A 22,345-nucleotide genomic window follows, 5' to 3' on the forward strand; every position below is an offset into this window, starting at 1 on the left:
GTCAGACGTTGACGCCGAAGTCCTGGGCGATGCCGCGCAGGCCCGAGGCGTAGCCCTGGCCGATGGCGCGGAACTTCCACTCCGCGCCGTTGCGGTACAGCTCGCCGAAGACCATGGCCGTCTCGGTCGAGGCGTCCTCGGAGAGGTCGTAGCGGGCGATCTCGGCGCCGCCCGCCTGGTTCACCACGCGGATGAACGCGTTGCGGACCTGGCCGAAGGACTGCTGGCGGTTCTCGGCGTCGTAGATCGAGACCGGGAAGGTGATCTTGTCGACGTCGGCCGGGACCGCCGCGAGGTTCACCTTGATCGCCTCGTCGTCGCCCTCGCCCTCACCGGTGGTGTTGTCACCGGTGTGCTCGACGGAGCCGTCGGGGCTCTTGAGGTTGTTGAAGAAGACGAAGTTGGCGTCGCTCGCGACCTTGCCCGCGCTGTTCAGCAGCAGTGCGCTGGCGTCGAGGTCGAAGTCGGTACCGGTGGTGGTGCGGACGTCCCACCCCAGACCGACGATGACCGCGGTCAGGCCCGGGGCCTCCTTGGTCAGTGAAACGTTGCCGCCCTTGCTGAGGCTGACTCCCACGAGTCCTCCATTGGTGTCCAGGGGCGGGGATGCCCCGTAGTGCGTCGGTATCGGATCAACGTCTCGATCCTAGTGACGGGTTCCCGACCCTCGCAGGCCCTGGAACCTAACAATCAGAGGGTGTCGAGCGCCTTCACGTACTCGCCCAGGTCGCGCGCGTCCGGCAGGCCGTTGACCACGGTCCAGCGCACGACGCCCTCCTTGTCGATGATGAAGGTTCCGCGCACGGCGCAACCCTTGTCCTCGTCGAAGACGCCGTACGCGCGCGAAGTGTTGCCGTGCGGCCAGAAGTCGGAGAGCAGCGGGTACTCCAGGCCCTCCTGCTCGGCGAAGACGCGCAGGGTGTGGATGGAGTCGTTCGAGACCGCGAGGAGTTGGGTGTCGCGGTCGGTGAACTGCGGCAGGTTGTCGCGCAGGGAGCACAGTTCGCCGGTGCAGACGCCGGTGAAGGCGAAGGGGTAGAAGAGCAGCACCACGTTCTTCTCGCCCCGGAAGTCGGAGAGCTTCACGGTGGCGCCGTGGTTGTCCTTGAGCTCGAAATCGGGGGCCTTTTCGCCGACCTGGATCGCCATTCGTCCTGAATCCCTTCGGTGGGGCTGTTCGGGTGAGACCACCCTGCGACCACCCTACGCAGCGATCACCGCATGCGGACGGACGGGCTGGCGTGGCCAGCCCGTCCGGTGATTCGACGATCGAGGTACCTCCGTGGACTACCTCTTGGACTTGGCTGCCTTGGGCGTCACCAGCCGGCTGCCACTCCAGTCCTTGCCCACGCTGACGCTCTTGGCCGCGGAAAGGCCCGCGGTCGTGGCGGCTTCCGAGATGTCGCTGGGCTCGACGTAGCCGTCACGGCCGGTCTTCGGCGTCAGCAGCAGGATCGAGCCGCCCTCCTCGACGTACGAGATGGCGTCCACCAGCACGTCGGTCAGGTCGCCGTCCTCGTCGCGGAACCACAGCACCACGGCATCGGCGACGTCGTCGTAGTCCTCGTCCACCAGGTCGCTGCCGATGACTTCTTCAATGGCCTCGCGGAGTTCCTGGTCTACGTCGTCGTCGTAGCCGATCTCCTGGACCACCTGCTCGGGCTGGAACCCCAGCCTGACGGCAGGGTTCGTCCGCTCCTCCGCGTGGTCCGCGGTCGCGCTCACGGGTTGCCTCCTGATCATGTCTTGATGAATGTCCAGCCACGCGCGTGCGCGAAGCATTGGCCGTAGTCCACACGGACGGGCCGGATCGCGCAAGTACCCGGCGATTCGGAACGCCGAAACGGTGACGATCCTGGCCGTGTCGCCGCAACTCCAGGCACGCTATCGCGGCCGCCGGTGACGTACACCACAGCGTTCTGCCCGGTTTGCACGTTTGAGAACCCTCCGAGGGTACGCGACTCGAATGGCTTTGCTAAACGAGTCACGGTTACCTCACGGTAGAGATGACGATTGCCGCCCTGCGGTAGACCATGGGGAACGGTGCAGCCCCCTCACCCAGCTCCCTCTGACAGGTAAGGAACAGCGTGGCTTCCGGATCCGATCGCAATCCGATCATCATTGGCGGCCTTCCGAGTCAGGTTCCTGACTTCGATCCCGAAGAGACCCAGGAGTGGCTCGACTCGCTCGACGCCGCCGTGGACCAGCGCGGCCGTGAGCGGGCCCGCTATCTGATGCTCCGGCTGATCGAGCGGGCCCGCGAGAAGCGCGTGGCCGTGCCCGAGATGCGCAGCACGGACTACGTCAACACCATCGCCACCAAGGACGAGCCGTTCTTCCCCGGCAACGAGGAGATCGAGCGCCGCATCCTGAACGCCACCCGCTGGAACGCCGCGGTGATGGTGTCCAGGGCCCAGCGTCCCGGTATCGGGGTCGGCGGCCACATCGCCACCTTCGCGTCCTCCGCCTCGCTCTACGACGTGGGCTTCAACCACTTCTTCCGGGGCAAGGACCAGGGCGACGGCGGCGACCAGATCTTCTTCCAGGGGCACGCCTCGCCGGGCATCTACGCCCGCGCGTTCCTCCTGGACCGGCTCAGCGAGCAGCAGCTCGACGCGTTCCGCCAGGAGAAGTCGAAGGCGCCGTACGGGCTGTCCTCGTATCCGCACCCGCGGTCGATGCCGGACTTCTGGGAGTTCCCGACCGTGTCCATGGGCCTCGGCCCGCTCGGCGCGATCTTCCAGGCGCGGATGAACCGCTACATGGAGGCGCGCGGCATCGCGGACACCTCCAGGTCGCACGTGTGGGCGTTCCTCGGGGACGGCGAGATGGACGAGCCGGAGTCGCTCGGCCAGCTGTCGATCGCGGCGCGCGAGGGTCTGGACAACCTGACCTTCGTCGTCAACTGCAACCTCCAGCGGCTCGACGGGCCGGTGCGCGGCAACGGCAAGATCATCCAGGAGCTGGAGTCGCAGTTCCGGGGCGCCGGCTGGAACGTCATCAAGCTGGTCTGGGACCGCACCTGGGACCCGCTGCTGGCCCAGGACCGCGACGGCGTGCTGGTCAACCAGCTCAACACCACGCCGGACGGCCAGTTCCAGACGTACGCCACGGAGACCGGCGCGTACATCCGCGAGCACTTCTTCGGGCACGACCACCGGCTGCGCGCGATGGTCGAGAACATGACCGACGACCAGATCCTGCACCTGGGACGCGGCGGGCACGACCACAAGAAGGTGTACGCGGCCTTCGAGGCGGCCAAGCAGCACCAGGGCCAGCCGACCGTCGTCCTCGCCCAGACGGTCAAGGGCTGGACGCTGGGCCCCAACTTCGAGGGCCGCAACGCCACGCACCAGATGAAGAAGCTGACGGTCGCCGACCTCAAGGGCTTCCGCGACCGGCTGCACCTCCCGATCACCGACCAGGAGCTGGAGTCCGGCGCGCCGCCGTACTTCCACCCGGGCCGGAACTCGGAGGAGATCCAGTACATGCACGACCGGCGCAACGCGCTGGGCGGCTACGTCCCGACGCGTGTCGTCCGCTCGAAGCCGCTGGTCCTGCCGGAGGACAAGACGTACGCGAGTGTGAAGAAGGGTTCCGGTCAGCAGTCGATCGCCACGACCATGGCGTTCGTACGGCTGCTCAAGGACCTCATGCGGGACAAGGAGATCGGCAGGCGGTTCGTGCTGATCGCGCCGGACGAGTACCGCACGTTCGGCATGGACTCGTTCTTCCCGAGCGCGAAGATCTACAACCCGCTGGGCCAGCAGTACGAGTCGGTGGACCGCGAACTGCTGCTCGCGTACAAGGAGTCGCCGACCGGGCAGATGCTGCACGACGGCATCTCCGAGGCGGGCTGTACCGCTTCGCTGATCGCGGCGGGTTCGGCGTACGCGACGCACGGCGAACCGCTCATCCCGGTCTACGTCTTCTACTCGATGTTCGGTTTCCAGCGCACCGGTGACCAGTTCTGGCAGATGGCCGACCAGTTGGCGCGCGGATTCGTCCTGGGCGCGACCGCCGGACGTACGACTCTGACCGGTGAGGGTCTCCAACACGCGGACGGACACTCGCAGTTGCTGGCGTCCACCAACCCGGGCTGTGTCGCCTACGACCCGGCGTACTCGTACGAGATCGCGTACATCGTGCAGGACGGGCTGCGGCGGATGTACGGCTCGGACGCGGAACACCCGCACGGGGAGGACGTCTTCTACTACCTCACCGTCTACAACGAGCCGATCCAGCACCCGGCCGAGCCCGCGGACGTCGACGTCGAGGGCATCCTCAAGGGCGTCCACCGCATCAGTCGGGGCGCGGCGGGGACGGTTCCGGCGCAGATCATGGCGTCGGGTGTCGCTGTGCCGTGGGCGATCGAGGCGCAGCGGATTCTCGCCGAGGAGTGGAATGTGCGGGCCGATGTGTGGTCCGCGACCTCCTGGAACGAACTGCGGCGCGAGGCGGTCGAGGTGGAGCGGCACAACTTGCTGCATCCCGAGGAGGAGCAGCAGGTTCCTTATGTCACGCGGAAGTTGAGCGGGGCGGAGGGGCCGTTCGTGGCTGTTTCCGACTGGATGCGGTCGGTTCCTGACCAGATTTCTCGGTGGGTGCCGGGGACTTATCAGTCGTTGGGGGCCGATGGGTTCGGGTTCGCGGACACTCGGGGGGCTGCTCGGCGGTTCTTCCACATTGACGCGCAGTCGATTGTGGTGGCTGTGCTGACGGAACTGGCTCGGGAGGGGAAGGTTGATCGGTCTGTGTTGAAGCAGGCGATCGATCGGTATCAGTTGCTGGATGTCGCTTCGGCTGATCCGGGTGCGGCTGGCGGGGACGCATAGTCGTTTTTCGGGTGCGGGTGCGTGGGGGCTGGTCGCGCAGTTCCCCGCGCCCCTTAAAGGCGGCCCCTTCGGGGCGCCTTTAAGCGCCCTACCATGCGGGCATGAACGAACTGTCGGCGCAAGTCCGTTGGGAGCAGCGGACTCAGCGGCCGTTGTTGGCGCTCGCCGTTGGGTTTGCCGTTGCCTATGCCGTGCCGATCGTGGACACCACCGCCGGGCATTCACTGACGGCGGTGTGCACGGCGGTCGAGTGGGTGGTGTGGGCGGCGTTCGCCGTCGACTATCTGATGCGGCTCGCGATGTCGCGGGACCGGCGGCGGTTCGTGCGGACGCACTGGATGGATCTGTGCGCGGTCGTGCTGCCGATACTCCAGCCGCTGCGGCTGCTGCGCATGGTGTCGACGCTGATACTCGTCGGGCGGCGCGCCCGGATGGCCTCGCAGATCCAGCTGACGACCTATGTCGCCGGCGCGGTGATCGGGCTGCTGATGTTCGGCTCGCTCGCGGTGCTCTCCGTCGAACGGGACTCGCCCAACGGGAACATCCGGACGCTGGGTGACGCCGTGTGGTGGTCGTTCACCACGATGACGACGGTGGGGTACGGGGACCACGCGCCGACCACCGGGCTCGGGCGGATGATCGCCGTCGGGCTGATGCTGTCCGGCATCGCGCTGCTCGGTGTCGTCACCGCGAACATCGCCACGTGGTTCATCGCCCGGTTCGAGAAGGACGACGTGGAGGAGCGGCGCCAGACGCAGGCGATCGAGGCGCTGACGGCGGAGGTGCGGGCGCTGCGGGCGGAGGTGGCCGCCCTGTCGGGGGCGCCGAGCCTGGTCAGCCGCGGTTCAGAAGAACGTCCATAGCACCGCCGCCACCGTGTCGATCGCGCCCAGGACGAGGGCCACCAACGCCATCACCCGGCGTGAGCCCGTCCACCTGCGGCCCATGGCCAGCCAGCCGCAGATCACCGCGATCGGGCCGAGGACGATCCCCAGGTTCCCCGCCAGGAAGAAGCCCGCGATCGCGCAGACCAGTCCGACGATGGCGAGGGTCGCGCGGTCCGGCCCGTTCCGTTGCCCCATGCGGCCACGCGAGCGGGGGTTCCTGCGCGTTCCGTTGCCGAAGCCCGTCATCGTCAACTCCCTGGGCGTCCATGCCAGTTCGGCCGGTTCAGCTGGTGCGGCCAATTTCGGTTACGACGATCGGATACCCGCGTACGCAAGAAAAAAGCCTGCTTGCGCGCTGCCCCCCTCCGGCAGCGCGCCGCAGACCACTCGTCCTCCCTGCCCTGCGGAGGACTTGACCCACTGTGACCTGCGGCGCGTACCGGGCGCCAGGAATCTTTAGCGCAGTCACCCTGATAGGCGAACTCGCCCTGAATCAGGGTCAGATGTGCATGGCCGTCAGATGTGCGCGGCGCCCGCGCCCGCCTCCGCGTTCTCGCCGCGCTTGGTGAGGAGTGCGACGAACACCGCGACCACCGCGACGCCGGCGGCGACGAGGCAGGCGAGGCTCATGCCGGAGATGAACGTGTCGTGGGCGACCGTCGTGATCTTCGCGGCGATGGCCTCCGGGGTGTTCGGGGCGATCGGGGCCACGCCGACCTGGACCGCCTCGGCGGCCGCGTCGAGCTGGGGCTGGGTGAGCTTGGGCAGGCCCGCGTCCGTCCAGTTGCCGGCCAGGTCGCTGTCGACGCGGGAGGCCATGACGGCGCCGAGGACGGCCGTACCGAGGCTGCCGCCGATCTGCATCGCGGCCTGCTGGAGACCACCGGCGACGCCGGAGAGCTCCATGGGGGCGTTGCCCACGATGACCTCGGTGGCGCCGACCATCACGGGGGCGAGGCCCAGGCCCAGCAGGGCGAACCAGATCGACATGACGGCGCTGCCGGTGTCCGAGGTGAGGGTGGACATGCCGAACATGGCGATCGCGGTGGCCGCCATGCCGCCGGCGAGCGGGATGCGGGGGCCGAGCTTGGTGATCGCGGCGCCGGCGAGCGGGGAGCCGACGATCATCATCCCGGTGAGCGGGAGGAGGTGGAGACCGGCGTCGATCGGGCTCATGCCGTGCACGTTCTGGAGGTAGAACGTCACGAAGAACAGGCCGCCCATGAAGGCGATCGCCATCAGGACCATCAACACGACGCCCGCGGACAGCGGGACCGAGCGGAACAGGCCCAGGGGGATGAGGGGTTCCTTCACCCGCTGCTCCCAGAAGGCGAACAGGGCGAAGCCCAGCACGGACACGGCGAGGAACGTCCAGGTCGTGCCGGAGCCCCAGCCCCAGGTGGGCGCCTTGATGAGGGCCCAGACGAGGCAGAACATCGCGCCGGAGAGCAGCACGATGCCGAGGATGTCGAAAGAGCGGGGGGCGTTCTCCGCGCGGTGGTCGCGCAGGATCAGCAGGCCGAGGATCAGCGCGATGGCGCCGACCGGCACGTTGATGAAGAACACCGACTGCCAGTTGACGTGTTCGACGAGGACGCCGCCGAGGATCGGGCCGCCCGCGGTGGAGGCGCCGATGACCATGCCCCACAGGCCGATGGCCATGTTGAGCTTCTCGGCGGGGAAGGTGGCCCGCAGCAGGCCGAGCGCGGCCGGCATCAGCAGCGCGCCGAACAGGCCCTGGAGCACGCGGAAGGTGACCACGAACGCGATGCTGTGGGAGAGGCCGATGGCGCCGGACGCGAGGGCGAAGCCGCTCACGCCGATCAGGAAGGTCTGGCGGTGGCCGAAGCGGTCACCGAGCTTGCCGGCGGTGATGAGGGAGACCGCGAGGGCGAGGAAGTAGCCGTTGGTGATCCACTGGACGTCGGCGAAGCTGGCACCGAGGTCCTTCTGGATGGCCGGGTTGGCGATGGCGACGATGGTGCCGTCGAGGGCCACCATCATGACGCCGACGGCGACGGTTATGAGGGTGAACCACGGGTGGCCGCGCAGCCCCTGCGGCGGCGTCGGGTCGGACGGGGCGGCTGGTGCCTTGTCCCCCGGCCCCGTCGCGCTGATGGTGGTCTGACTAGTCATGCGTTCGAGGCTAATGTCAGCCGCTGACAGTTGACAAACAGATTCAGATGTCGGCCACTGTCAACAATCACGAGGAGAACAGCATGGAGACGTTGCGCGAGCGCAAGAAGGCCCGTACGCGGGACGCGCTGCTGCACGCCGCCCTGGAGCTGTTCACGACCAAGGGCTATGAACAGACCACGGTCGACGAGATCGCCGAGGTCGTCGACGTCTCGCAGCGCACCTTCTTCCGTTACTTCGCGAGCAAGGAGGAGGCCGCGTTCTTCGTGCCCCGGCTCACGGAGACCCACTTCGTCGAGGCCGTCCGCGCCCGCCCGCCGCACGAGGCCCCGCTGGAGGCGCTGCGCCGGGCCGTGCTGGAGAGCTGGGACACCATCAACGAGGCGATCCAGCAGGTCGTACCGCTGGAGCTGCACATGCGCACCTACCGGGTGATCGAGTCGACGCCCGCGCTGCTCGCCGCGCATCTGCGACGCTCGATGGAGCTGGAGGAGGAGCTGGCGCGGATCGTCGCCGGGCGTGAGGGGCTCGACGTGGACACGGATCATCGGCCGCGGCTGGTCGTGGCCGTGTTCGGCGGAGTGATGCGGGTGGTGGAGCGGATGTGGATCGCGGGGGACGACCTCAGCATCGAGGCGATGCGGGAGCTGACGGCCGCCCACCTGGACGGGGTCGGACCGGCGCTCGCCGGGAACTGGCGCGCGAGTCAGTCGTACTGAGTTCCTCATCACGTACCGCTGAAACGTGATCCCCGTCACTCGGTTAACGCGAGACCCTCTTGTTCTCCTAGTGTGTCCTCCCAGTGACTTCCTTCGACTCCTCCCCCACGCTGAACGCCTGGCGCGCACTGCTCGCGCTGGCCGTGGTGTTCGTGATGCTGGCGACCACCGGCTGGACGGCGGTCCGCAGCCACCCGGGGAAAACGGCGCTCCAGGCCTCCTTGTCCGCATGGGAGCACGGCCATATAGACGGGCGCGAGCTGCCCGACGCGGACACCTCCGCCGGCCGGCTCGCCCGTTTCTTCGCCTCGCTCACCGCGCAGCAGCGCACGCGCCTCGCGCACCGCTATCCCCTCGCGGTCGGCAACATGAACGGCGCCCCGGTCTCGCTGCGCTACCGCGCCAACCACATCGCCCTCGACCAGGCCCGCAAGGTCGAGAAGAAGCGCATGCACGACAGCCGCCTGACGCCCTACGGCAAGCAGGAGGCGGGCCGTCTCATGCACCGCTTCGAGGCGCTGATGAGCGGGGACCGCCACATCCTGTCCTTCGACCCCGAGGGCTCGGGCCGCATCGCCGAGGTCTTCGGCGACCTGGACACCGCGCAGCGCGTGTCGATCATCGTCCCCGGTGTCGACACCGACCTGCTGACCTTCCAGAAGACGAACAAGAACTACTCGGCGCCGGTCGGCATGGCCCAGAACCTGTACGCGGCCGAGAACACGGCGAAGTCCGCGACGGACACCACCAGCACGCGGACGGCCGTCATCGCCTGGGCCGACTACACCGCGCCCGGCGGCCTGGGCATCGACTCCGCGACCGCGGGGCGCGCCGAGGCCGGCGCCGTACGACTGAACGCGCTCCTGCGGGCGCTGCCCGGCCGCTCTCAGGTCGCCCTGTTCTGCCACAGCTACGGCTCGGTGGTGTGCGGGGTCGCCGCGCACGCGCTGCCGTCGCGGGTGACCGACATAGCGGTGGCCGGCAGCCCCGGTATGCGGACCTCGAAGGCCTCCCACCTGCACACCACTGCCCGGGTATGGGCGATGCGGGACGCCGACGACTGGATCCAGGACGTGCCGTACATGGAGGTCGGCGGCCTCGGCCACGGCGAGGACCCGGTGTCGAACGCGTTCGGCGCGCGGGTTCTGTCCGCGAAGGACGCCGAGGGCCACACCGGGTATTTCGTAACGGGCACGGACAGCCTCACCAACTTCGCCGACATCGGGGTTGGCGCGTACCGCTCGGTGACATGCGCGCACGAGGGCGACACCTGCCGGGAGGGTCTGTCCGGCACCTAGGAGCCGGACGCGCGTAGAAACAGCAGGAAGTGCGGTCTGCGCGGGGATGGGACGGAGGAGCGTGTGCCGCCTACGATGAGCCGCATGGGTGACGTACTGGCCGGATTTCATGCCGCCTGGGAGTTCGAGTCCGACTCTGTGCTCATCCGCTACGAACGGGGCATACGAACACCCAAGCTGTTCCAGGCGCTCGGCGAACGCCGGATCCCCTTCGAGGCGATCGAGACGGTGACGCTCGCCCCCGGCAAGCGCGGCACGGTCGTGCTCCGCGCGGAACCCCGGGCGGGGGCCGACCCCCTGATGGAGGCCGCCGCCGGTCAGCTGAAGGAAGCCTGCGACCCCTATCGCCTGGTGCTTCCCGCCGAGCGCGAGACCCTCGCCGAGTACTACGCCGACGAGTTGCGTGCGCAGCTGAAGCGGGCCGATGGGCCTGCCGAGCGGTTTCTGGTTTCCGCGCCCGAGGTGCCGTTGCGGTTCAAGGCGTACGACGGGAAGGCGACCTTCGACGGGAAGACGGTGTCCTTCCGGTGGTTCTGGACGGGAGCGTCGTCCGCGAAGTGGAAGGCCGGCGACCAGAGCTTTCCGGTCGCCGGCCTGAACGGGGTCGAGTGGCGGTCGCCCGAGGTTTTTGAGGGGCATCTACGGCTGTTGCGGGGGGCTGCGCCGCCGTTGCCTGTTGATCAGGATCCCGCGGCTGTGGTGTTCGGGTTGGGGTACGGGCCGGTCCATGAGTCGTTGCCGTTCGCGGCGGCGGTGCTTTCTGCGGTTCGCTCGGCCCGTCCCTCTGCTGTGATTCCGGCTGCTCGGCGCGACCCTGCGGATATTGCTGAGCGGATTCGTCACCTCGGGGAGTTGCATCAGGCGGGGTTGGTGACGGATGACGAGTTTGCCGTGAAGAAAGCGGAGCTGCTGGCAGAGCTTTGACTGCGGGCCGGTGGGGGTTGCTCGCGCAGTTCCCCGCGCCCCTGACGGGGCGCTGCAGTCCACGGAGTTACTACTCCCGGCTCGTCGACGCGAAGGTCATGTCCGGGTAGCGGTCGCCCGCAACCTTCCCCGCGATCGGCTCCAGGAGGGTCAGCTCGTCATCCGTCAGGATGATGCGGGTCGCCGCTGTGTTCTCCTCCACTCGGGTGGGCTTTGTGGTGCCTGGGATGGGGATCACCGGGAGGCCGTGGACCTGGGCGCGTTGTTGGACCCAGGCGAGGGCGATCTGGCCCAGGGAGGCGCCGTGGGCTTCGGCCACCGTGCGGATCGGGTCCAGGAGTGTGGCGTTGGCGGCCGCGTTCTCGCCGGTGAAGCGGGGCTGGTTGCGGCGGAAGTCGCCCTCGGTCAGGTCCTGTTCGGCGTTGGTGAAGGAGCCGGTGAGGAAGCCTCGGCCCAGCGGTGAGTACGGGACGACCGCCACGCCCAGGTCGACGGCCGCGCCCACCAGGCTGATCTCGACGTCACGGCTGAAGAGCGACCACTCCGACTGCACGGCGGTGATCGGGTGCACGGCGTGTGCGGCGCGCAGCTCCGCGCCGGTGACCTCGCTGAGCCCGAGGTGCTTGACCTTGCCCTCGCGGACCAGCTCCGCCATCGCGCCGACGGTGTCCTCGATGGGGACGGCCGGGTCACGGCGGTGCATGTAGTAGAGGTCGATGACGTCGATGTCGAGTCGCTCGAGGCTCGCCTCGACCGCCTGGCGGATGTACGGGCGGTCGTTGCGGATGACGCGCCGGGTGGGCTCGCCGGGCGGGACGGACATGGCGAACTTGGTGGCGATGACGACCTCGTCGCGGTGCGCCTTGAAGAACGGCGACAGGAACCGCTCGTTCTCCCCCACGCCGTACACGTCCGCCGTGTCGTAGAAGGTCACGCCGAGCTCCAGCGCCCGGTCCAGGGTGGCCCGCGACGCCTTCGCGTCCGCGGGGCCGTAGGCGAAGCTCATGCCCATGCAGCCGAGCCCCTGTACGCCGACCTCGGGGCCGTCGGTGCCCAGGCGGTCCGTCGGGATCGTGCTGTCGGTCATCCGGCTTTCTCCTTCTCGAATGCGTGGGCGTCGCCGTAGAAGGCGATCTTCCGGTCGAGCACGGCGAGGGTGTCGTGCAGTTCGGCGATCCTGGCCAGGACGTCCCGTCGGGTCGCCTCCAGGAGTTCGAAACGGTCGCCGTAGGTGTGGTCGCCCTCGCGCACCAACTCGGCGTAGCGGACCATGTCGGCGACCGGCATGCCGGTCAGGCGGAGCTTGCCGACGAGGTCGAGCCAGTCGAGGTCGCGGTTGCTGTAGCGGCGCTGGCCGGTGTGCGAGCGGTCGATGTGCGGCATCAGCCCGATGCGCTCGTACCAGCGCAGGGTGTGTGCCGTCAGGCCGGTGAAGGCGACGACCTCGCTGATGGTGTAGCTGTCCGCGCCGTCCGGACGCCGCTCGGCCTGCGGCGGGCCCGCGCAGCTGTCGGTCCTGGTACCCGTGGTCTCCATCACCGTCATGACCACCACGCTATGGCCTTGGAGTGCACTCGAAGCAAGCGGAACCGGTAAGAAATCGGCAGGACGGGGCCGGGGCGCGCTGGATAGCGTGCGGGTCATGAGTCTCGTACGACGGGCAACTCCCGATGACGCCGCCGAACTGCTGCGACTGCGCCAGGTGATGATCGACGCGTTGCCGGGTTCGGACTTCTCCGCGGACTGGCACGCCGCGTCCCTGCCGACGCTACGGGACCGGCTCGACGCGGACGACGACTTCGGGGCCTTCGTCGTCGACCATCCGGAGCGGCCGGGGACGCTGGCGGCGCTGGTGGTCGGGACAGTCGACTACCGGATCGGGAAGGCGGAGAACCCGCATGGCAGGGTCGGGTTCGTCTTCAGCGTGGCCACGGACCCGGACGCACGGCGCCGGGGGTACGCGCGCGCGTGCATGGAAGAGCTGCTCCAGTGGTTCCGCGAGCGCGACGCCGGCCAGGTCCTCCTCACCGCCTCCCCCGACGCCGAGCCGCTCTACGCCGCCCTCGGCTTCACCCGCAAGCCCGACCCCATGATGGGGCTGACGCTCTGAACCACTTAGGCTCGACGGCATGTCCTTGCAGAGCCTCGCGCTGATCGAGAACTGGCCGGTGCCGACCGCGTCGGCAGGTGTCGTACGAGCCGACGGAACCGTCCTCGGCACCCACGGCCCGACCGGCCACCGCTTCCCGCTCGCCTCGGTCACCAAGCCGCTCACGGCGTACGCGGCCCTCGTCGCGTACGAGGAGGGCGCGATCGAACTGGACGAACCGGCGGGCCCGCCCGGCTCCACGGTCCGCCATCTCCTCGCCCACACCTCGGGGTTGGCGTTCGACGAACACCGCGTGACGGCTCCGCCCGGACAGCGCCGCCTGTACTCGAACGCGGGCTTCGAGCAACTCGGCGACCACCTCGCGAAGGCGACGGAGATCCCGTTCCCGGAGTACCTGCACCAGGCGGTCCTCGACCCCCTCGGCATGAACTCGACCTCCCTGAGCGGCTCTCCGGCGAAGGACGGCGTCTCGACGGTCGACGACCTGCTCCGCTTCGCGGCCGAACTCCAGGCCCCCCGCCTCCTCGACCCCCGCACGGTCGCCGAGGCGATGACGGTCCAGTACCCCGGCACCAAGGGCGTCCTGCCGGGCTACGGCCACCAGAACCCCAACGACTGGGGCCTCGGCTTTGAGATCCGCGACTCCAAGTCCCCCCACTGGACGGGCAGTTCGTCCTCCCCGCGCACGTTCGGCCACTTCGGGCAGTCCGGTACGTTCCTGTGGATCGACCCGGTCGCGGGGGTGGGGTGCGTGGCGCTGACGGACCGGGCGTTCGGGGAGTGGGCGGTGGAGGCGTGGCCGCCGTTCACGGACGCGGTACTCGCGGAGCTCTAGAGCATCTCCCACATCAGCAACTCGGCCCCGGTCACCGCCTCCACCGCCAGGTCCCGCGCGTCCGTGATCCGCGCCGCGTCCCCCGGCCCCAACTTCTCCCCGCCCAGGCGCACTTCACCGCGCACCACATGCACATACACATGCACCGCGTCCGGTACGGCCGTCCGTTCGCCCGCGGTGAGCCGCCGCACGTGCAGCATCGCGCCGGCCTCCGGCACCGCGTACGGCGTGGAGTCCGCGATGCCGTGGACGATCTCGTACGACGGTTCGCCGCCGGGCTCCAGCGGGGCGAGCCACATCTGCACGAAGGTCAGGGGCGAGTCGGTGTCGTTGCGCTCGACGTGCCGTACGCCGGCCGCCGAGCTGAGGCGCTGGACGTCACCGGGGCGGACGTGGGTGAGGTGGCCGGTGGAGTCGCGGTGGCTCAACTCCCCCTCCACGACCCAGGTGATGATCTCCGTGTGGCTGTGCGGGTGTTCGCCGAAACCGGCGCCGGGGGCGAGTTGCTCCTCGTTGCAGGCGATGACCGCGCCGAACCGGAGGTTGTCGGGGTCGTAGTGCGGGCCGAAGGAGAAGGCGTGCCAGGACTCGATACCGGCTTCGGGGTCCCCTCCGGGGTAGCGCTCGGCGGAGCGCCGTACGTCCATCACGCCCACAACGGTAGCCCTGCGGACACCGGGTCGAGCGCTGGTGCACCTCTCGGTCCGCCGAGTCTGCCCGTGGCCCACCTCTGAGCCCACCGATTCGGACAGGTGGGTGGGAAATGGGGGTCTGGGGGCGGAGCCCCCGGGGACGGCGACCGAAACCCCGGCCCAGACACCCGCACCGCACACCCCTGCCCGGATAGGGCAGTCTTGTGCCGTGCCCGAACCCGAAACCACCAGACCCTCAGCCCCCCTGCCCCGTGCCCACTCGCACCCGGCGACTCTGAAGCGGCTGGAGCAGTCGTCCGGGAGTCTTGCCGCCCAGGCCATCGCGCGCATGGACGAGACGCTGCCGTGGTACCGGGCGATGCCACCGGAGAACCGTTCCTGGATCGGGCTGGTCGCGCAGGCCGGTATCGCCGCGTTCACGGAGTGGTTCCGGCATCCCGACGCCCCGCAGGCCATCTCGACCGATGTGTTCGGGACCGCTCCTCGTGAGCTGACCAGGGCTATCACCCTCCGGCAGACCGTGGAGATGGTGCGGACGACCATCGAGGTCATGGAGTCCGCCATCGACGAGGTGGCCGCGCCCGGTGACGAGTCCGTGCTGCGTGAGGCGCTGCTCGTGTACGCCCGTGAGATCGCCTTCGCGACCGCCCAGGTGTACGCGCAGGCCGCGGAGGCGCGGGGCGCGTGGGACGCCCGGCTCGAATCGCTCGTCGTGAACGCCGTGCTCAGTGGTGAGGCCGACGAGGGGGCGGTCAGCAGGGCCGCGGCCCTCGGGTGGAACTCGCCCGAGCATGTCTGCGTGGTGCTCGGTACCGCCCCCGACGGTGACAGTGAACTGACCGTCGAGGCGATCCGGCGGGCCGCCCGGCACGCCAAGCTCCAGGTGCTGACCGGGGTGCTCGGCGACCGGCTCGTCGTCATCGCGGGCGGGAGCGACAATCCGCTGGCCGTCGCCAAGTCGCTGATCGGGCCTTATGCGGCCGGCCCCGTCGTGGCCGGGCCGATCGTGCCGGATCTGCTGGCCGCCACCCGGTCCGCGCAGGCCGCCGCCGCCGGGCTCAAGGCGTGCTCCGCCTGGCAGGACGCCCCGCGCCCGGTACTGGCGGACGACCTGCTTCCGGAACGCGCGATGGCCGGTGACCCGGGCGCGCGGGACCAGTTGGTGGAGGAGATCTACAGACCGCTGGAGGAGGCCGGGTCCGCGCTCCTGGAGACGCTCAGTGTCTATCTGGAGCAGGCGAGTAGCCTCGAAGGTGCGGCACGGATGCTGTTCGTGCATCCCAACACCGTGCGCTACCGGCTTCGACGTGTGACTGACGTCACCGGCTGGTCGCCGTCCGATGTACGTTCCGCGTTCACGCTGCGGATCGCGCTGATCCTGGGGCGTCTGGCCGATGGAGATCCCCAGAACTAGCCTTTTGTCGGGGCCCCACAAAACCCCTTCCCGTTCTTCGTCCCTGTCCCCACGGGCGGCCGTGCCCGTCCCCAAGAGAGAGTGTGAGAGTGCTCGTACTCGTCGCTCCCGGCCAGGGCGCCCAGACGCCCGGCTTCCTGACCCCCTGGCTCGACCTCCCCGGTGTCGAGGACCGTCTGCGTGCCCTCTCGGCCGCCGTCGACCTCGATCTGGTGCACTACGGCACGGACGCCGACGCGGACGAGATCCGTGACACCGCCGTCGCCCAGCCGCTGCTCGTCGCCGCCGGACTGGTCTCAACCGCGGCACTCGGTGACATCTCGCCGGGCGCGGTCGCCGGTCACAGCGTCGGCGAGATCACGGCCGCCGTCCTCGCGGGCGTCCTGGACGACACGGCCGCCCTGACCCTCGTACGCAAGCGCGGTCTGGCGATGGCCGAGGCCGCCGCGATCACGCGGACCGGGATGTCGGCGCTGCTCGGCGGTGACCCGGACACGACGGTCGCGCACCTGGAGAAGCTCGGTCTGACCCCGGCGAACGTGAACGGCGCGGGCCAGATCGTGGCCGCCGGCACGCTGGAGCAGCTCGCCGCCCTGGAGGCCGACAAGCCCGAGGGCGTGCGCCGGGTCGTGGCGCTGAAGGTGGCCGGCGCGTTCCACACGCGGCACATGGCCCCGGCGGTCGACACGCTGGCCAAGGCCGCGCAGGAGCTGACGCCCGCCGACCCTAGGATCACGTACGTCTCGAACAAGGACGGGCAGGCCGTCGTCACCGGTGCCGAGGTGCTGGAGCGGCTGGTCGGCCAGGTAGCCAACCCGGTCCGCTGGGACCTGTGCATGGAGACCTTCAAGGAGCTCGGCGTCACCGCGCTCCTGGAGGTGTGCCCCGGCGGCACCCTGACCGGCCTCGCCAAGCGCGCCCTGCCCGGCGTCAAGACGCTGGCCCTGAAGACCCCGGACGACCTCGACGCGGCCCGCGAGCTCATCGCAGAGCACGCCAACGCCTGAAGAAGGAGCCGTAGGAACATGTCGACGAAGATCAAGCCGAGCAAGGGCGCACCCTACGCGCGCATCCTCGGTGTGGGCGGTTACCGTCCGGTCCGTGTCGTCCCGAACGAGGTGATCCTGGAGACGATCGACTCGTCCGACGAGTGGATCCGCTCGCGCTCGGGCATCGAGACCCGGCACTGGGCGAACGACGAGGAGACCGTCGCCGCGATGTCCATCGAGGCGTCCGGCAAGGCGATCGCGGACGCGGGGATCTCCGCCGAGCAGATCGGCGGCGTGATCGTCTCCACGGTCTCGCACTTCAAGCAGACCCCGGCCGTGGCGACGGAGATCGCCGACAAGCTCGGCACCAACAAGGCCGCCGCGTTCGACATCTCGGCGGGCTGCGCCGGCTTCGGCTACGGCCTGACCCTCGCCAAGGGCATGGTCGTCGAGGGCAGCGCCGAGTACGTCCTCGTCATCGGCGTGGAGCGGCTGTCCGACCTGACCGACCTGGAGGACCGCGCGACGGCCTTCCTGTTCGGTGACGGCGCGGGCGCGGTCGTCGTGGGCCCCTCGAAGGAGCCGCACATCGGCCCGACCGTGTGGGGCTCGGAGGGCGACAAGTCCGACACCATCAAGCAGACCGTGCCGTGGACCGAGTACGACAGCACGGGCAAGTTCCCTGCGATCACGCAGGAGGGCCAGGCGGTGTTCCGCTGGGCCGTGTTCGAGATGGCGAAGGTCGCCCAGCAGGCGCTGGACGCGGCCGGAATCACCGCGAACGACCTGGATGTCTTCATTCCCCACCAGGCCAACGAGCGGATCATCGACTCGATGGTGAAGACGCTGAAACTGCCGGAGCACGTCACGGTCGCGCGTGACGTACGCACCACCGGCAACACCTCGGCCGCCTCGATTCCGCTCGCTATGGAGCGGCTTCTGGCGACCGGCGAGGCGAAGAGCGGCGACACCGCGCTCGTCATCGGCTTCGGGGCGGGTCTCGTGTACGCCGCGACGGTCGTTACCCTCCCCTAGGCACTCCGTGCCGGATCATCATCGGATCCGGTGTCGGAGAAGCACTGCCACACCCTCTGGATCACAAAGAAGGAGCGCCTGACATGGCCGCCACTCAGGAAGAGATCGTCGCCGGTCTCGCCGACATCGTGAACGAGATCGCCGGCATCCCGGTTGAGGACGTCCAGCTGGACAAGTCCTTCACCGACGACCTGGACGTCGACTCGCTGTCCATGGTCGAGGTCGTCGTCGCCGCCGAAGAGCGCTTCGACGTCAAGATCCCCGACGAGGACGTCAAGAACCTCAAGACGGTCGGCGACGCGACCGACTACATCCTCAAGCACCAGGCCTGAGCCACCACTTAGGCCCAGCTGCATGGCCCCGCCACCCGGCGGTGGCGCCGCTTAATCCTCGTACCGTTGGAGAGAGAATTCCCGTGAGCCCGACCAATCGCACCGTGGTCGTCACCGGTATCGGCGCAACCACACCGCTGGGTGGCGACGCAGCCTCGACCTGGGAGGGGATGGTCGCCGGACGTTCCGGCGTCAAGCCCCTGGAGCAGGAGTGGGCCGCCGAGCAGGCGGTCCGTATCGCCGCGCCGGCCGCCGTGGACCCCTCCGAGGTCATCCCGCGTCCGCAGGCCCGCCGCCTGGACCGCTCGGCGCAGTTCGCGCTGATCGCGGCCAAGGAGGCCTGGGCGGACGCCGGTTTCACCGACAAGGCCGGTGAGGACCCCGCCGTCGACCCCGACCGGCTCGGCACCGTCATCGCCTCCGGCATCGGCGGTGTGACGACCCTGCTCGACCAGTACGACGTGCTGAAGGAGAAGGGCGTCCGCCGCGTCTCCCCGCACACCGTCCCCATGCTGATGCCGAACGGCCCGTCCGCCAACGTGGGTCTGCTCGTGGGCGCCCGCGCGGGTGTGCACACGCCGGTCTCCGCCTGCGCCTCCGGCGCCGAGGCCATCGGCTACGCCATCGAGATGATCCGCACCGGCCGCGCCGACGTCGTCGTCGCGGGTGGCACGGAAGCGGCCATCCACCCTCTCCCCATCGCCGCGTTCGGCAACATGATGGCGATGTCCAAGAACAACGACGACCCGCAGGGCGCCTCGCGTCCCTACGACACCGCCCGCGACGGCTTCGTCCTCGGCGAGGGCGCGGGCGTTCTCGTCCTGGAGTCCGCCGAGCACGCCGCGAAGCGCGGTGCCCGCGTGTACGCCGAGGCGGTCGGGCAGGGCATCTCCGCCGACGGCCACGACATCGTGCAGCCTGAGCCGGAGGGGCGTGGCATCTCCCACGCCCTGCAGAACCTGATGGACAACACGGATCTTGACGCGGCGGAGATCGTTCATGTGAACGCGCACGCGACGTCTACGCCGGCCGGTGACGTCGCCGAACTGAAGGCGTTGCGCAAGGTGTTCGGTGACGACGCCGACCACATGGCGGTCTCTGCGACCAAGTCGATGACCGGTCACCTGTTGGGTGGTGCGGGTGGTGTCGAGTCGGTGGCGACCGTGCTCGCGCTGTACAACCGGATCGCGCCGCCGACCATCAATGTCGAGAACCTTGACCCTGAGGCTGAGGCCAACGCGGATGTTGTTCGCGGGGAGGCTCGGAAGCTGCCTGTCGAGGGGCGTATTGCTGCGCTGAACGACTCGTTCGGGTTTGGTGGGCACAACGTGGTGTTGGCGTTCCGGACGGTCTGAGGATCGCCGTAGTTTGCCGTGAACGGTGTGTGGCCCGCCCCCTGGGTTTTGGGGCGGGCCACACGTCGTTTTTCGTCTCACGGCCGGTGGGGGCTGGGCGCGCAGTTCCCCGCGCCCCTAAAAAAGCGCCCCTGACCGGTGTTTCTAGACCACCTGGTGGAGCCAGCGCACGGGTGCGCCCTCGCCCGCGTATCTGAATGGCTCGAGCTCGTCGTCCCAGGGCTTGCCCAGGAGTTTGGCGATGTCTGCTTCCAGGTTGGTTTCGCCCTGTTGGGAGCGGGTCAGGGCCGCGCGGAGGCGGTCCTCCGGGATCAGGATGTCGCCGTGGATGCCAGTGACGGCGTGGAAGATGCCGAGGTCGGGGGTGCAGCTGTAGCGCTCGCCCTCGGCGGTGGGGCAGGGCTCGGCGGTGACCTCGAAGCGGAGGAGGTGCCAGCCGCGCAGGGCGGAGGCGAGCTTGGACGCCGTGCCTGCCTCTGCCTGCCAGGAGAATTCGGAGCGCCAGGTTCCGGGGGCGGCGGGCTGGCGGATCCAGTCGAGGCTGACGCGTGTGCCGAGCACCCCGGCGACGGCCCACTCGACGTGCGGGCACAGCGCGCGCGGCGCGGAGTGCACGTACAGAACTCCACGTGTCGTCACCGGGACCTCCGGACAGAGCGGGGCATCTTGCTGACTGGCAAACGGCGGCGGCAGGGCAGCCACGTTGAGGGCGAGGCTACCGTGCGGCGGCGCGAGGAGTGTGACGTACCGTCCGTCCCGCTGCCAGGAAACCCCACCATTCACCCAGGGGGACGCTTGTACGGGGGTGTGCCGTTGCATCGCGCGCGTGCGGGAACTCCCGTGCGTTGTTATGGGTTGAGATGTGACACGACTCCGAGGAGCTGGACCAGGGCATGCGAAACCGACGCCACCGTTCCCGGGCCGTGCTCGCCGTCGTGGCGGCGACCGTCCTGGGGGCCGCCGGCTGCGACTCCGGCGGGGGCGACTCCACGGGCGCGCACAGCAAGAGCGGTACGGCGGCCAAGGCGAAGCCCGCTCCGGTGTGGGACCGCAGTCCGTCGTCCGTCGCGGCGGTCGGCGACTCCATCACCCGCGGCTTCGACGCCTGTACGGTCCTGTCGGACTGCCCGGAGGTGTCCTGGGCGACCGGCACCGAGGCCTCGGTCGACAGTCTCGCCGTACGGCTGCTGGGGACGACGGGCGCGGCCGAGCGCAGTTGGAACTACGCGGAGACCGGGGCCCGGATGGCCGACCTGCCCGCGCAGATCAGTCAGGCGGCAACGCGCAAGCCTCAGTTGGTCACGGTGATGGTGGGGGCCAATGACGCCTGCCGGGCCTCGACCTCGGCGATGACCTCCGTGGCCGACTTCCGCGCCGAGTTCGAGGACTCGCTCAGGACCCTGCGGCGGGCGCTGCCGAAGACGCAGGTCTACGTCGCGAGCGTGCCGAATCTCAAGCGGCTCTGGTCGCAGGGGCGGACGAACCCGATGGGCAAGGCGGTGTGGAAGCTGGGCATCTGCCCCTCGATGCTGGCCGACGCGGACGCCCTGGACTCGGCGGCGACCGAGCGGCGGGACACGGTGCAGGACCGGGTGGAGGCGTACAACAAGGTCCTGGAGCAGGTGTGCGCGACGGACGAGCGGTGCCGTTTCGACGGGGGCGCGGTCTACGACTACCGCTTCGGCACGGACCAGTTGAGCCACTGGGACTGGTTCCACCCGAGCACGGACGGCCAGGCGCGGCTCGCCGAGATCGCCTACCGTCACGTCACCGCGCGTACACCCGTGACCTAGGGTTTCCCTCATGAGCGAACTTTTCGGCACCCTTCCCGACGGCCCGCCCGTGCACCGCTGGACTCTGGAGCGGGCGGGCGTCCGGGTGCGGGTGCTGTCGTACGGCGGGATCGTGCAGTCGGTGGAGGTGCCGGACCGGGAGGGCCACGCGGCGGACGTGGTGCTCGGGTTCGCGGATCTGGACGGCTACCTCACCCACCCGGGGCCGTATCTCGGCGCTCTGGTCGGGCGGTACGCGAACCGGATCGCGGGCGGCCGTTTCCCGCTGGACGGCGTGACCTACTCCCTCGCGCAGAACAACGCGCCCAACTCCCTGCACGGCGGCGAGCGCGGCTTCGACAAGCGTGTCTGGGACGTCGAGCCGGTCGAGCACGGGCTGCGGCTCAGCCGGGTCAGCGCGCACGGCGAGGAGGGCTTCCCGGGGCGCCTGGAGGTCTCGGCGACGTACACGCTGGACGAGTCGGGGGCACTGCGGTTCGGCTACGAGGCGACGACGGATGCCCCGACCGTCGTGAACCTCACGAACCACAGCTACTTCGACCTGAGCGGGTCCGGCAGCGCGGGCGGACACGAACTCCGGCTCGCCGCCTCGCGGTTCACGCCTGTCGACGCGGACCTGATCCCGACCGGCGCCCTCGACGAGGTGGCGGGCACGCGCTTCGACTTCCGTGAGGCGCGGAAGGTCGGCTCCGGCTACGACCACAACTTCGTGCTCGACAAGGGCCTGACCCCGGCCCCGGTCGAGATCGCCGAGCTGTACGACCCGGCGTCCGGGCGGGTATTGACGGTGGCGACGACCGAGCCCGGCATCCAGCTGTACACCGGCGACTACTTGAGCGACCCGTTCGTCCCGGGGGCCGGAATCGCCCTGGAGACCCAGCACTTCCCGGACTCCCCCAACCGCCCGGACTTCCCGAGCACCCAGCTGCGCCCGGGCGAGACCTACCGGTCGGAGACGGTGTACGGCTTCTCGGCCCGCTGATCGCAGTGGCTCGGCATGAATGAGCCCCGGTCCAGGGGTCAGGTCCCG

Annotated in this window: 23 protein-coding genes; 14 read left to right on the forward strand and 9 right to left on the reverse strand. The window is 69.3% G+C overall.

Features of this window, described 5'->3' with window-relative positions; translation table 11 throughout:
- Position 1: 1 nt before the first annotated feature.
- From OO70_RS41300 to OO70_RS41310, 3 genes are all read right to left on the reverse strand, one after another.
- Positions 2 to 577: a TerD family protein gene (locus OO70_RS41300; protein ID WP_019060360.1), complete on the reverse strand. Its 576-nt coding sequence runs from the start codon at positions 575 to 577 to the stop codon at positions 2 to 4.
- Between the two features lie 113 nt (positions 578 to 690).
- Complete coding sequence (locus OO70_RS41305) at positions 691 to 1,149, reverse strand: peroxiredoxin (protein ID WP_043683831.1); 459 nt, start codon at positions 1,147 to 1,149, stop codon at positions 691 to 693.
- Between the two features lie 138 nt (positions 1,150 to 1,287).
- The gene (locus OO70_RS41310; RefSeq protein WP_019060358.1) at positions 1,288 to 1,725 is read right to left on the reverse strand and encodes a DUF3052 domain-containing protein; all 438 of its coding nucleotides are present in this window, start codon (positions 1,723 to 1,725) and stop codon (positions 1,288 to 1,290) included.
- A gap of 362 nt (positions 1,726 to 2,087) precedes the next feature.
- On the opposite strand from OO70_RS41310, the gene aceE reads away from it, so the two are divergent.
- Together aceE and OO70_RS41320 are read left to right on the forward strand one after the other, a co-directional pair.
- Positions 2,088 to 4,835, forward strand: a complete 2,748-nt coding sequence (aceE, locus tag OO70_RS41315; protein WP_043683833.1) for a pyruvate dehydrogenase (acetyl-transferring), homodimeric type — start codon at positions 2,088 to 2,090, stop codon at positions 4,833 to 4,835.
- A 101-nt stretch (positions 4,836 to 4,936) separates the two neighbouring features.
- Positions 4,937 to 5,698 (forward strand): potassium channel family protein, encoded by a 762-nt coding sequence (locus OO70_RS41320; protein WP_043683834.1) that lies wholly within the window; start codon positions 4,937 to 4,939, stop codon positions 5,696 to 5,698.
- On the opposite strand, the gene OO70_RS41325 is transcribed toward OO70_RS41320, so the two are convergent.
- On the reverse strand, positions 5,681 to 5,968 hold the full coding sequence (locus OO70_RS41325) for a DUF4190 domain-containing protein (protein ID WP_043683836.1): 288 nt from the start codon (positions 5,966 to 5,968) through the stop codon (positions 5,681 to 5,683). The genes OO70_RS41320 and OO70_RS41325 overlap by 18 nt on opposite strands.
- Positions 5,969 to 6,238: 270 nt before the next feature.
- Positions 6,239 to 7,858, reverse strand: a complete 1,620-nt coding sequence (locus OO70_RS41330; RefSeq protein ID WP_043683838.1) for an MFS transporter — start codon at positions 7,856 to 7,858, stop codon at positions 6,239 to 6,241.
- A gap of 83 nt (positions 7,859 to 7,941) precedes the next feature.
- On the opposite strand from OO70_RS41330, the gene OO70_RS41335 reads away from it, so the two are divergent.
- The 3 genes from OO70_RS41335 (at position 7,942) to OO70_RS41345 (ending at position 10,799) form a co-directional block, all read left to right on the forward strand.
- Positions 7,942 to 8,577, forward strand: coding sequence for a TetR family transcriptional regulator (locus tag OO70_RS41335; protein ID WP_043683905.1), 636 nt, complete (start codon positions 7,942 to 7,944; stop codon positions 8,575 to 8,577).
- 83 nt (positions 8,578 to 8,660) lie between these two features.
- On the forward strand, positions 8,661 to 9,875 hold the full coding sequence (locus tag OO70_RS41340; RefSeq protein WP_043683840.1) for an alpha/beta hydrolase: 1,215 nt from the start codon (positions 8,661 to 8,663) through the stop codon (positions 9,873 to 9,875).
- A 75-nt stretch (positions 9,876 to 9,950) separates the two neighbouring features.
- Positions 9,951 to 10,799, forward strand: coding sequence for a DUF4429 domain-containing protein (locus OO70_RS41345; RefSeq protein ID WP_043683842.1), 849 nt, complete (start codon positions 9,951 to 9,953; stop codon positions 10,797 to 10,799).
- 70 nt (positions 10,800 to 10,869) lie between these two features.
- Here the strand turns inward: OO70_RS41345 and OO70_RS41350 are convergent, their stop codons facing one another.
- Complete coding sequence (locus OO70_RS41350) at positions 10,870 to 11,886, reverse strand: aldo/keto reductase (protein WP_043683843.1); 1,017 nt, start codon at positions 11,884 to 11,886, stop codon at positions 10,870 to 10,872.
- Positions 11,883 to 12,344, reverse strand: a complete 462-nt coding sequence (locus OO70_RS41355) for a MerR family transcriptional regulator (RefSeq protein ID WP_043683846.1) — start codon at positions 12,342 to 12,344, stop codon at positions 11,883 to 11,885. Before OO70_RS41355 ends, OO70_RS41350 begins: the two co-directional genes overlap by 4 nt.
- A 97-nt stretch (positions 12,345 to 12,441) precedes the next feature.
- Here OO70_RS41355 and OO70_RS41360 point away from each other — a divergent pair, with 97 nt between their 5' ends.
- Both OO70_RS41360 and OO70_RS41365 read left to right on the forward strand, forming a co-directional pair.
- Positions 12,442 to 12,909, forward strand: a complete 468-nt coding sequence (locus tag OO70_RS41360; RefSeq protein WP_043683848.1) for a GNAT family N-acetyltransferase — start codon at positions 12,442 to 12,444, stop codon at positions 12,907 to 12,909.
- A gap of 19 nt (positions 12,910 to 12,928) precedes the next feature.
- Positions 12,929 to 13,744: a serine hydrolase domain-containing protein gene (locus OO70_RS41365; protein ID WP_043683850.1), complete on the forward strand. Its 816-nt coding sequence runs from the start codon at positions 12,929 to 12,931 to the stop codon at positions 13,742 to 13,744.
- On the opposite strand, the gene OO70_RS41370 is transcribed toward OO70_RS41365, so the two are convergent.
- Positions 13,741 to 14,391, reverse strand: a complete 651-nt coding sequence (locus tag OO70_RS41370; RefSeq protein WP_106971857.1) for a pirin family protein — start codon at positions 14,389 to 14,391, stop codon at positions 13,741 to 13,743. The genes OO70_RS41365 and OO70_RS41370 overlap by 4 nt on opposite strands.
- A 214-nt stretch (positions 14,392 to 14,605) precedes the next feature.
- Here OO70_RS41370 and fasR point away from each other — a divergent pair, with 214 nt between their 5' ends.
- The 5 genes from fasR to OO70_RS41395 all read left to right on the forward strand — a co-directional run bounded on the left by fasR (position 14,606) and on the right by OO70_RS41395 (position 19,522).
- Positions 14,606 to 15,811, forward strand: coding sequence for a fatty acid biosynthesis transcriptional regulator FasR (gene fasR, locus OO70_RS41375; protein WP_043683852.1), 1,206 nt, complete (start codon positions 14,606 to 14,608; stop codon positions 15,809 to 15,811).
- Between the two features lie 89 nt (positions 15,812 to 15,900).
- On the forward strand, positions 15,901 to 16,818 hold the full coding sequence (locus OO70_RS41380) for an ACP S-malonyltransferase (protein ID WP_043683854.1): 918 nt from the start codon (positions 15,901 to 15,903) through the stop codon (positions 16,816 to 16,818).
- 18 nt (positions 16,819 to 16,836) lie between these two features.
- Positions 16,837 to 17,835 (forward strand): ketoacyl-ACP synthase III, encoded by a 999-nt coding sequence (locus tag OO70_RS41385; RefSeq protein ID WP_043683856.1) that lies wholly within the window; start codon positions 16,837 to 16,839, stop codon positions 17,833 to 17,835.
- Between the two features lie 83 nt (positions 17,836 to 17,918).
- The gene (locus tag OO70_RS41390; RefSeq protein ID WP_015660680.1) at positions 17,919 to 18,167 is read left to right on the forward strand and encodes an acyl carrier protein; all 249 of its coding nucleotides are present in this window, start codon (positions 17,919 to 17,921) and stop codon (positions 18,165 to 18,167) included.
- Positions 18,168 to 18,250: 83 nt separating this feature from the next.
- Positions 18,251 to 19,522: a beta-ketoacyl-[acyl-carrier-protein] synthase family protein gene (locus OO70_RS41395; protein WP_043683861.1), complete on the forward strand. Its 1,272-nt coding sequence runs from the start codon at positions 18,251 to 18,253 to the stop codon at positions 19,520 to 19,522.
- Between the two features lie 144 nt (positions 19,523 to 19,666).
- On the opposite strand, the gene OO70_RS41400 is transcribed toward OO70_RS41395, so the two are convergent.
- The gene (locus OO70_RS41400) at positions 19,667 to 20,161 is read right to left on the reverse strand and encodes a DUF3145 domain-containing protein (protein WP_026178291.1); all 495 of its coding nucleotides are present in this window, start codon (positions 20,159 to 20,161) and stop codon (positions 19,667 to 19,669) included.
- Between the two features lie 254 nt (positions 20,162 to 20,415).
- On the opposite strand from OO70_RS41400, the gene OO70_RS41405 reads away from it, so the two are divergent.
- Entirely contained in the window at positions 20,416 to 21,315 is a 900-nt protein-coding gene (locus tag OO70_RS41405) for an SGNH/GDSL hydrolase family protein (RefSeq protein ID WP_043683863.1), read from the forward strand.
- A 10-nt stretch (positions 21,316 to 21,325) separates the two neighbouring features.
- The gene (locus OO70_RS41410) at positions 21,326 to 22,297 is read left to right on the forward strand and encodes an aldose epimerase family protein (RefSeq protein ID WP_043683865.1); all 972 of its coding nucleotides are present in this window, start codon (positions 21,326 to 21,328) and stop codon (positions 22,295 to 22,297) included.
- Positions 22,298 to 22,345 lie beyond the last annotated feature (48 nt).

The organism is Streptomyces xylophagus, from assembly GCF_000716435.1.
Taxonomy (GTDB): Bacteria; Actinomycetota; Actinomycetes; order Streptomycetales; family Streptomycetaceae; genus Streptomyces; species Streptomyces xylophagus.

Coding starts and splice junctions, on each gene's coding strand:
- OO70_RS41355 (WP_043683846.1), bottom strand. CDS start 12,344: ATGACGGTGATGGAGACCACGGGTACCAGGACCGACAGCTGCGCGGGC.
- OO70_RS41320 (WP_043683834.1), top strand. CDS start 4,937: ATGAACGAACTGTCGGCGCAAGTCCGTTGGGAGCAGCGGACTCAGCGG.
- OO70_RS41330 (WP_043683838.1), bottom strand. CDS start 7,858: ATGACTAGTCAGACCACCATCAGCGCGACGGGGCCGGGGGACAAGGCA.
- OO70_RS41405 (WP_043683863.1), top strand. CDS start 20,416: ATGCGAAACCGACGCCACCGTTCCCGGGCCGTGCTCGCCGTCGTGGCG.
- OO70_RS41365 (WP_043683850.1), top strand. CDS start 12,929: ATGTCCTTGCAGAGCCTCGCGCTGATCGAGAACTGGCCGGTGCCGACC.
- OO70_RS41345 (WP_043683842.1), top strand. CDS start 9,951: ATGAGCCGCATGGGTGACGTACTGGCCGGATTTCATGCCGCCTGGGAG.
- OO70_RS41360 (WP_043683848.1), top strand. CDS start 12,442: ATGAGTCTCGTACGACGGGCAACTCCCGATGACGCCGCCGAACTGCTG.
- OO70_RS41305 (WP_043683831.1), bottom strand. CDS start 1,149: ATGGCGATCCAGGTCGGCGAAAAGGCCCCCGATTTCGAGCTCAAGGAC.
- OO70_RS41410 (WP_043683865.1), top strand. CDS start 21,326: ATGAGCGAACTTTTCGGCACCCTTCCCGACGGCCCGCCCGTGCACCGC.
- OO70_RS41325 (WP_043683836.1), bottom strand. CDS start 5,968: ATGACGGGCTTCGGCAACGGAACGCGCAGGAACCCCCGCTCGCGTGGC.
- OO70_RS41335 (WP_043683905.1), top strand. CDS start 7,942: ATGGAGACGTTGCGCGAGCGCAAGAAGGCCCGTACGCGGGACGCGCTG.
- OO70_RS41370 (WP_106971857.1), bottom strand. CDS start 14,391: ATGGACGTACGGCGCTCCGCCGAGCGCTACCCCGGAGGGGACCCCGAA.
- OO70_RS41390 (WP_015660680.1), top strand. CDS start 17,919: ATGGCCGCCACTCAGGAAGAGATCGTCGCCGGTCTCGCCGACATCGTG.
- OO70_RS41385 (WP_043683856.1), top strand. CDS start 16,837: ATGTCGACGAAGATCAAGCCGAGCAAGGGCGCACCCTACGCGCGCATC.
- OO70_RS41350 (WP_043683843.1), bottom strand. CDS start 11,886: ATGACCGACAGCACGATCCCGACGGACCGCCTGGGCACCGACGGCCCC.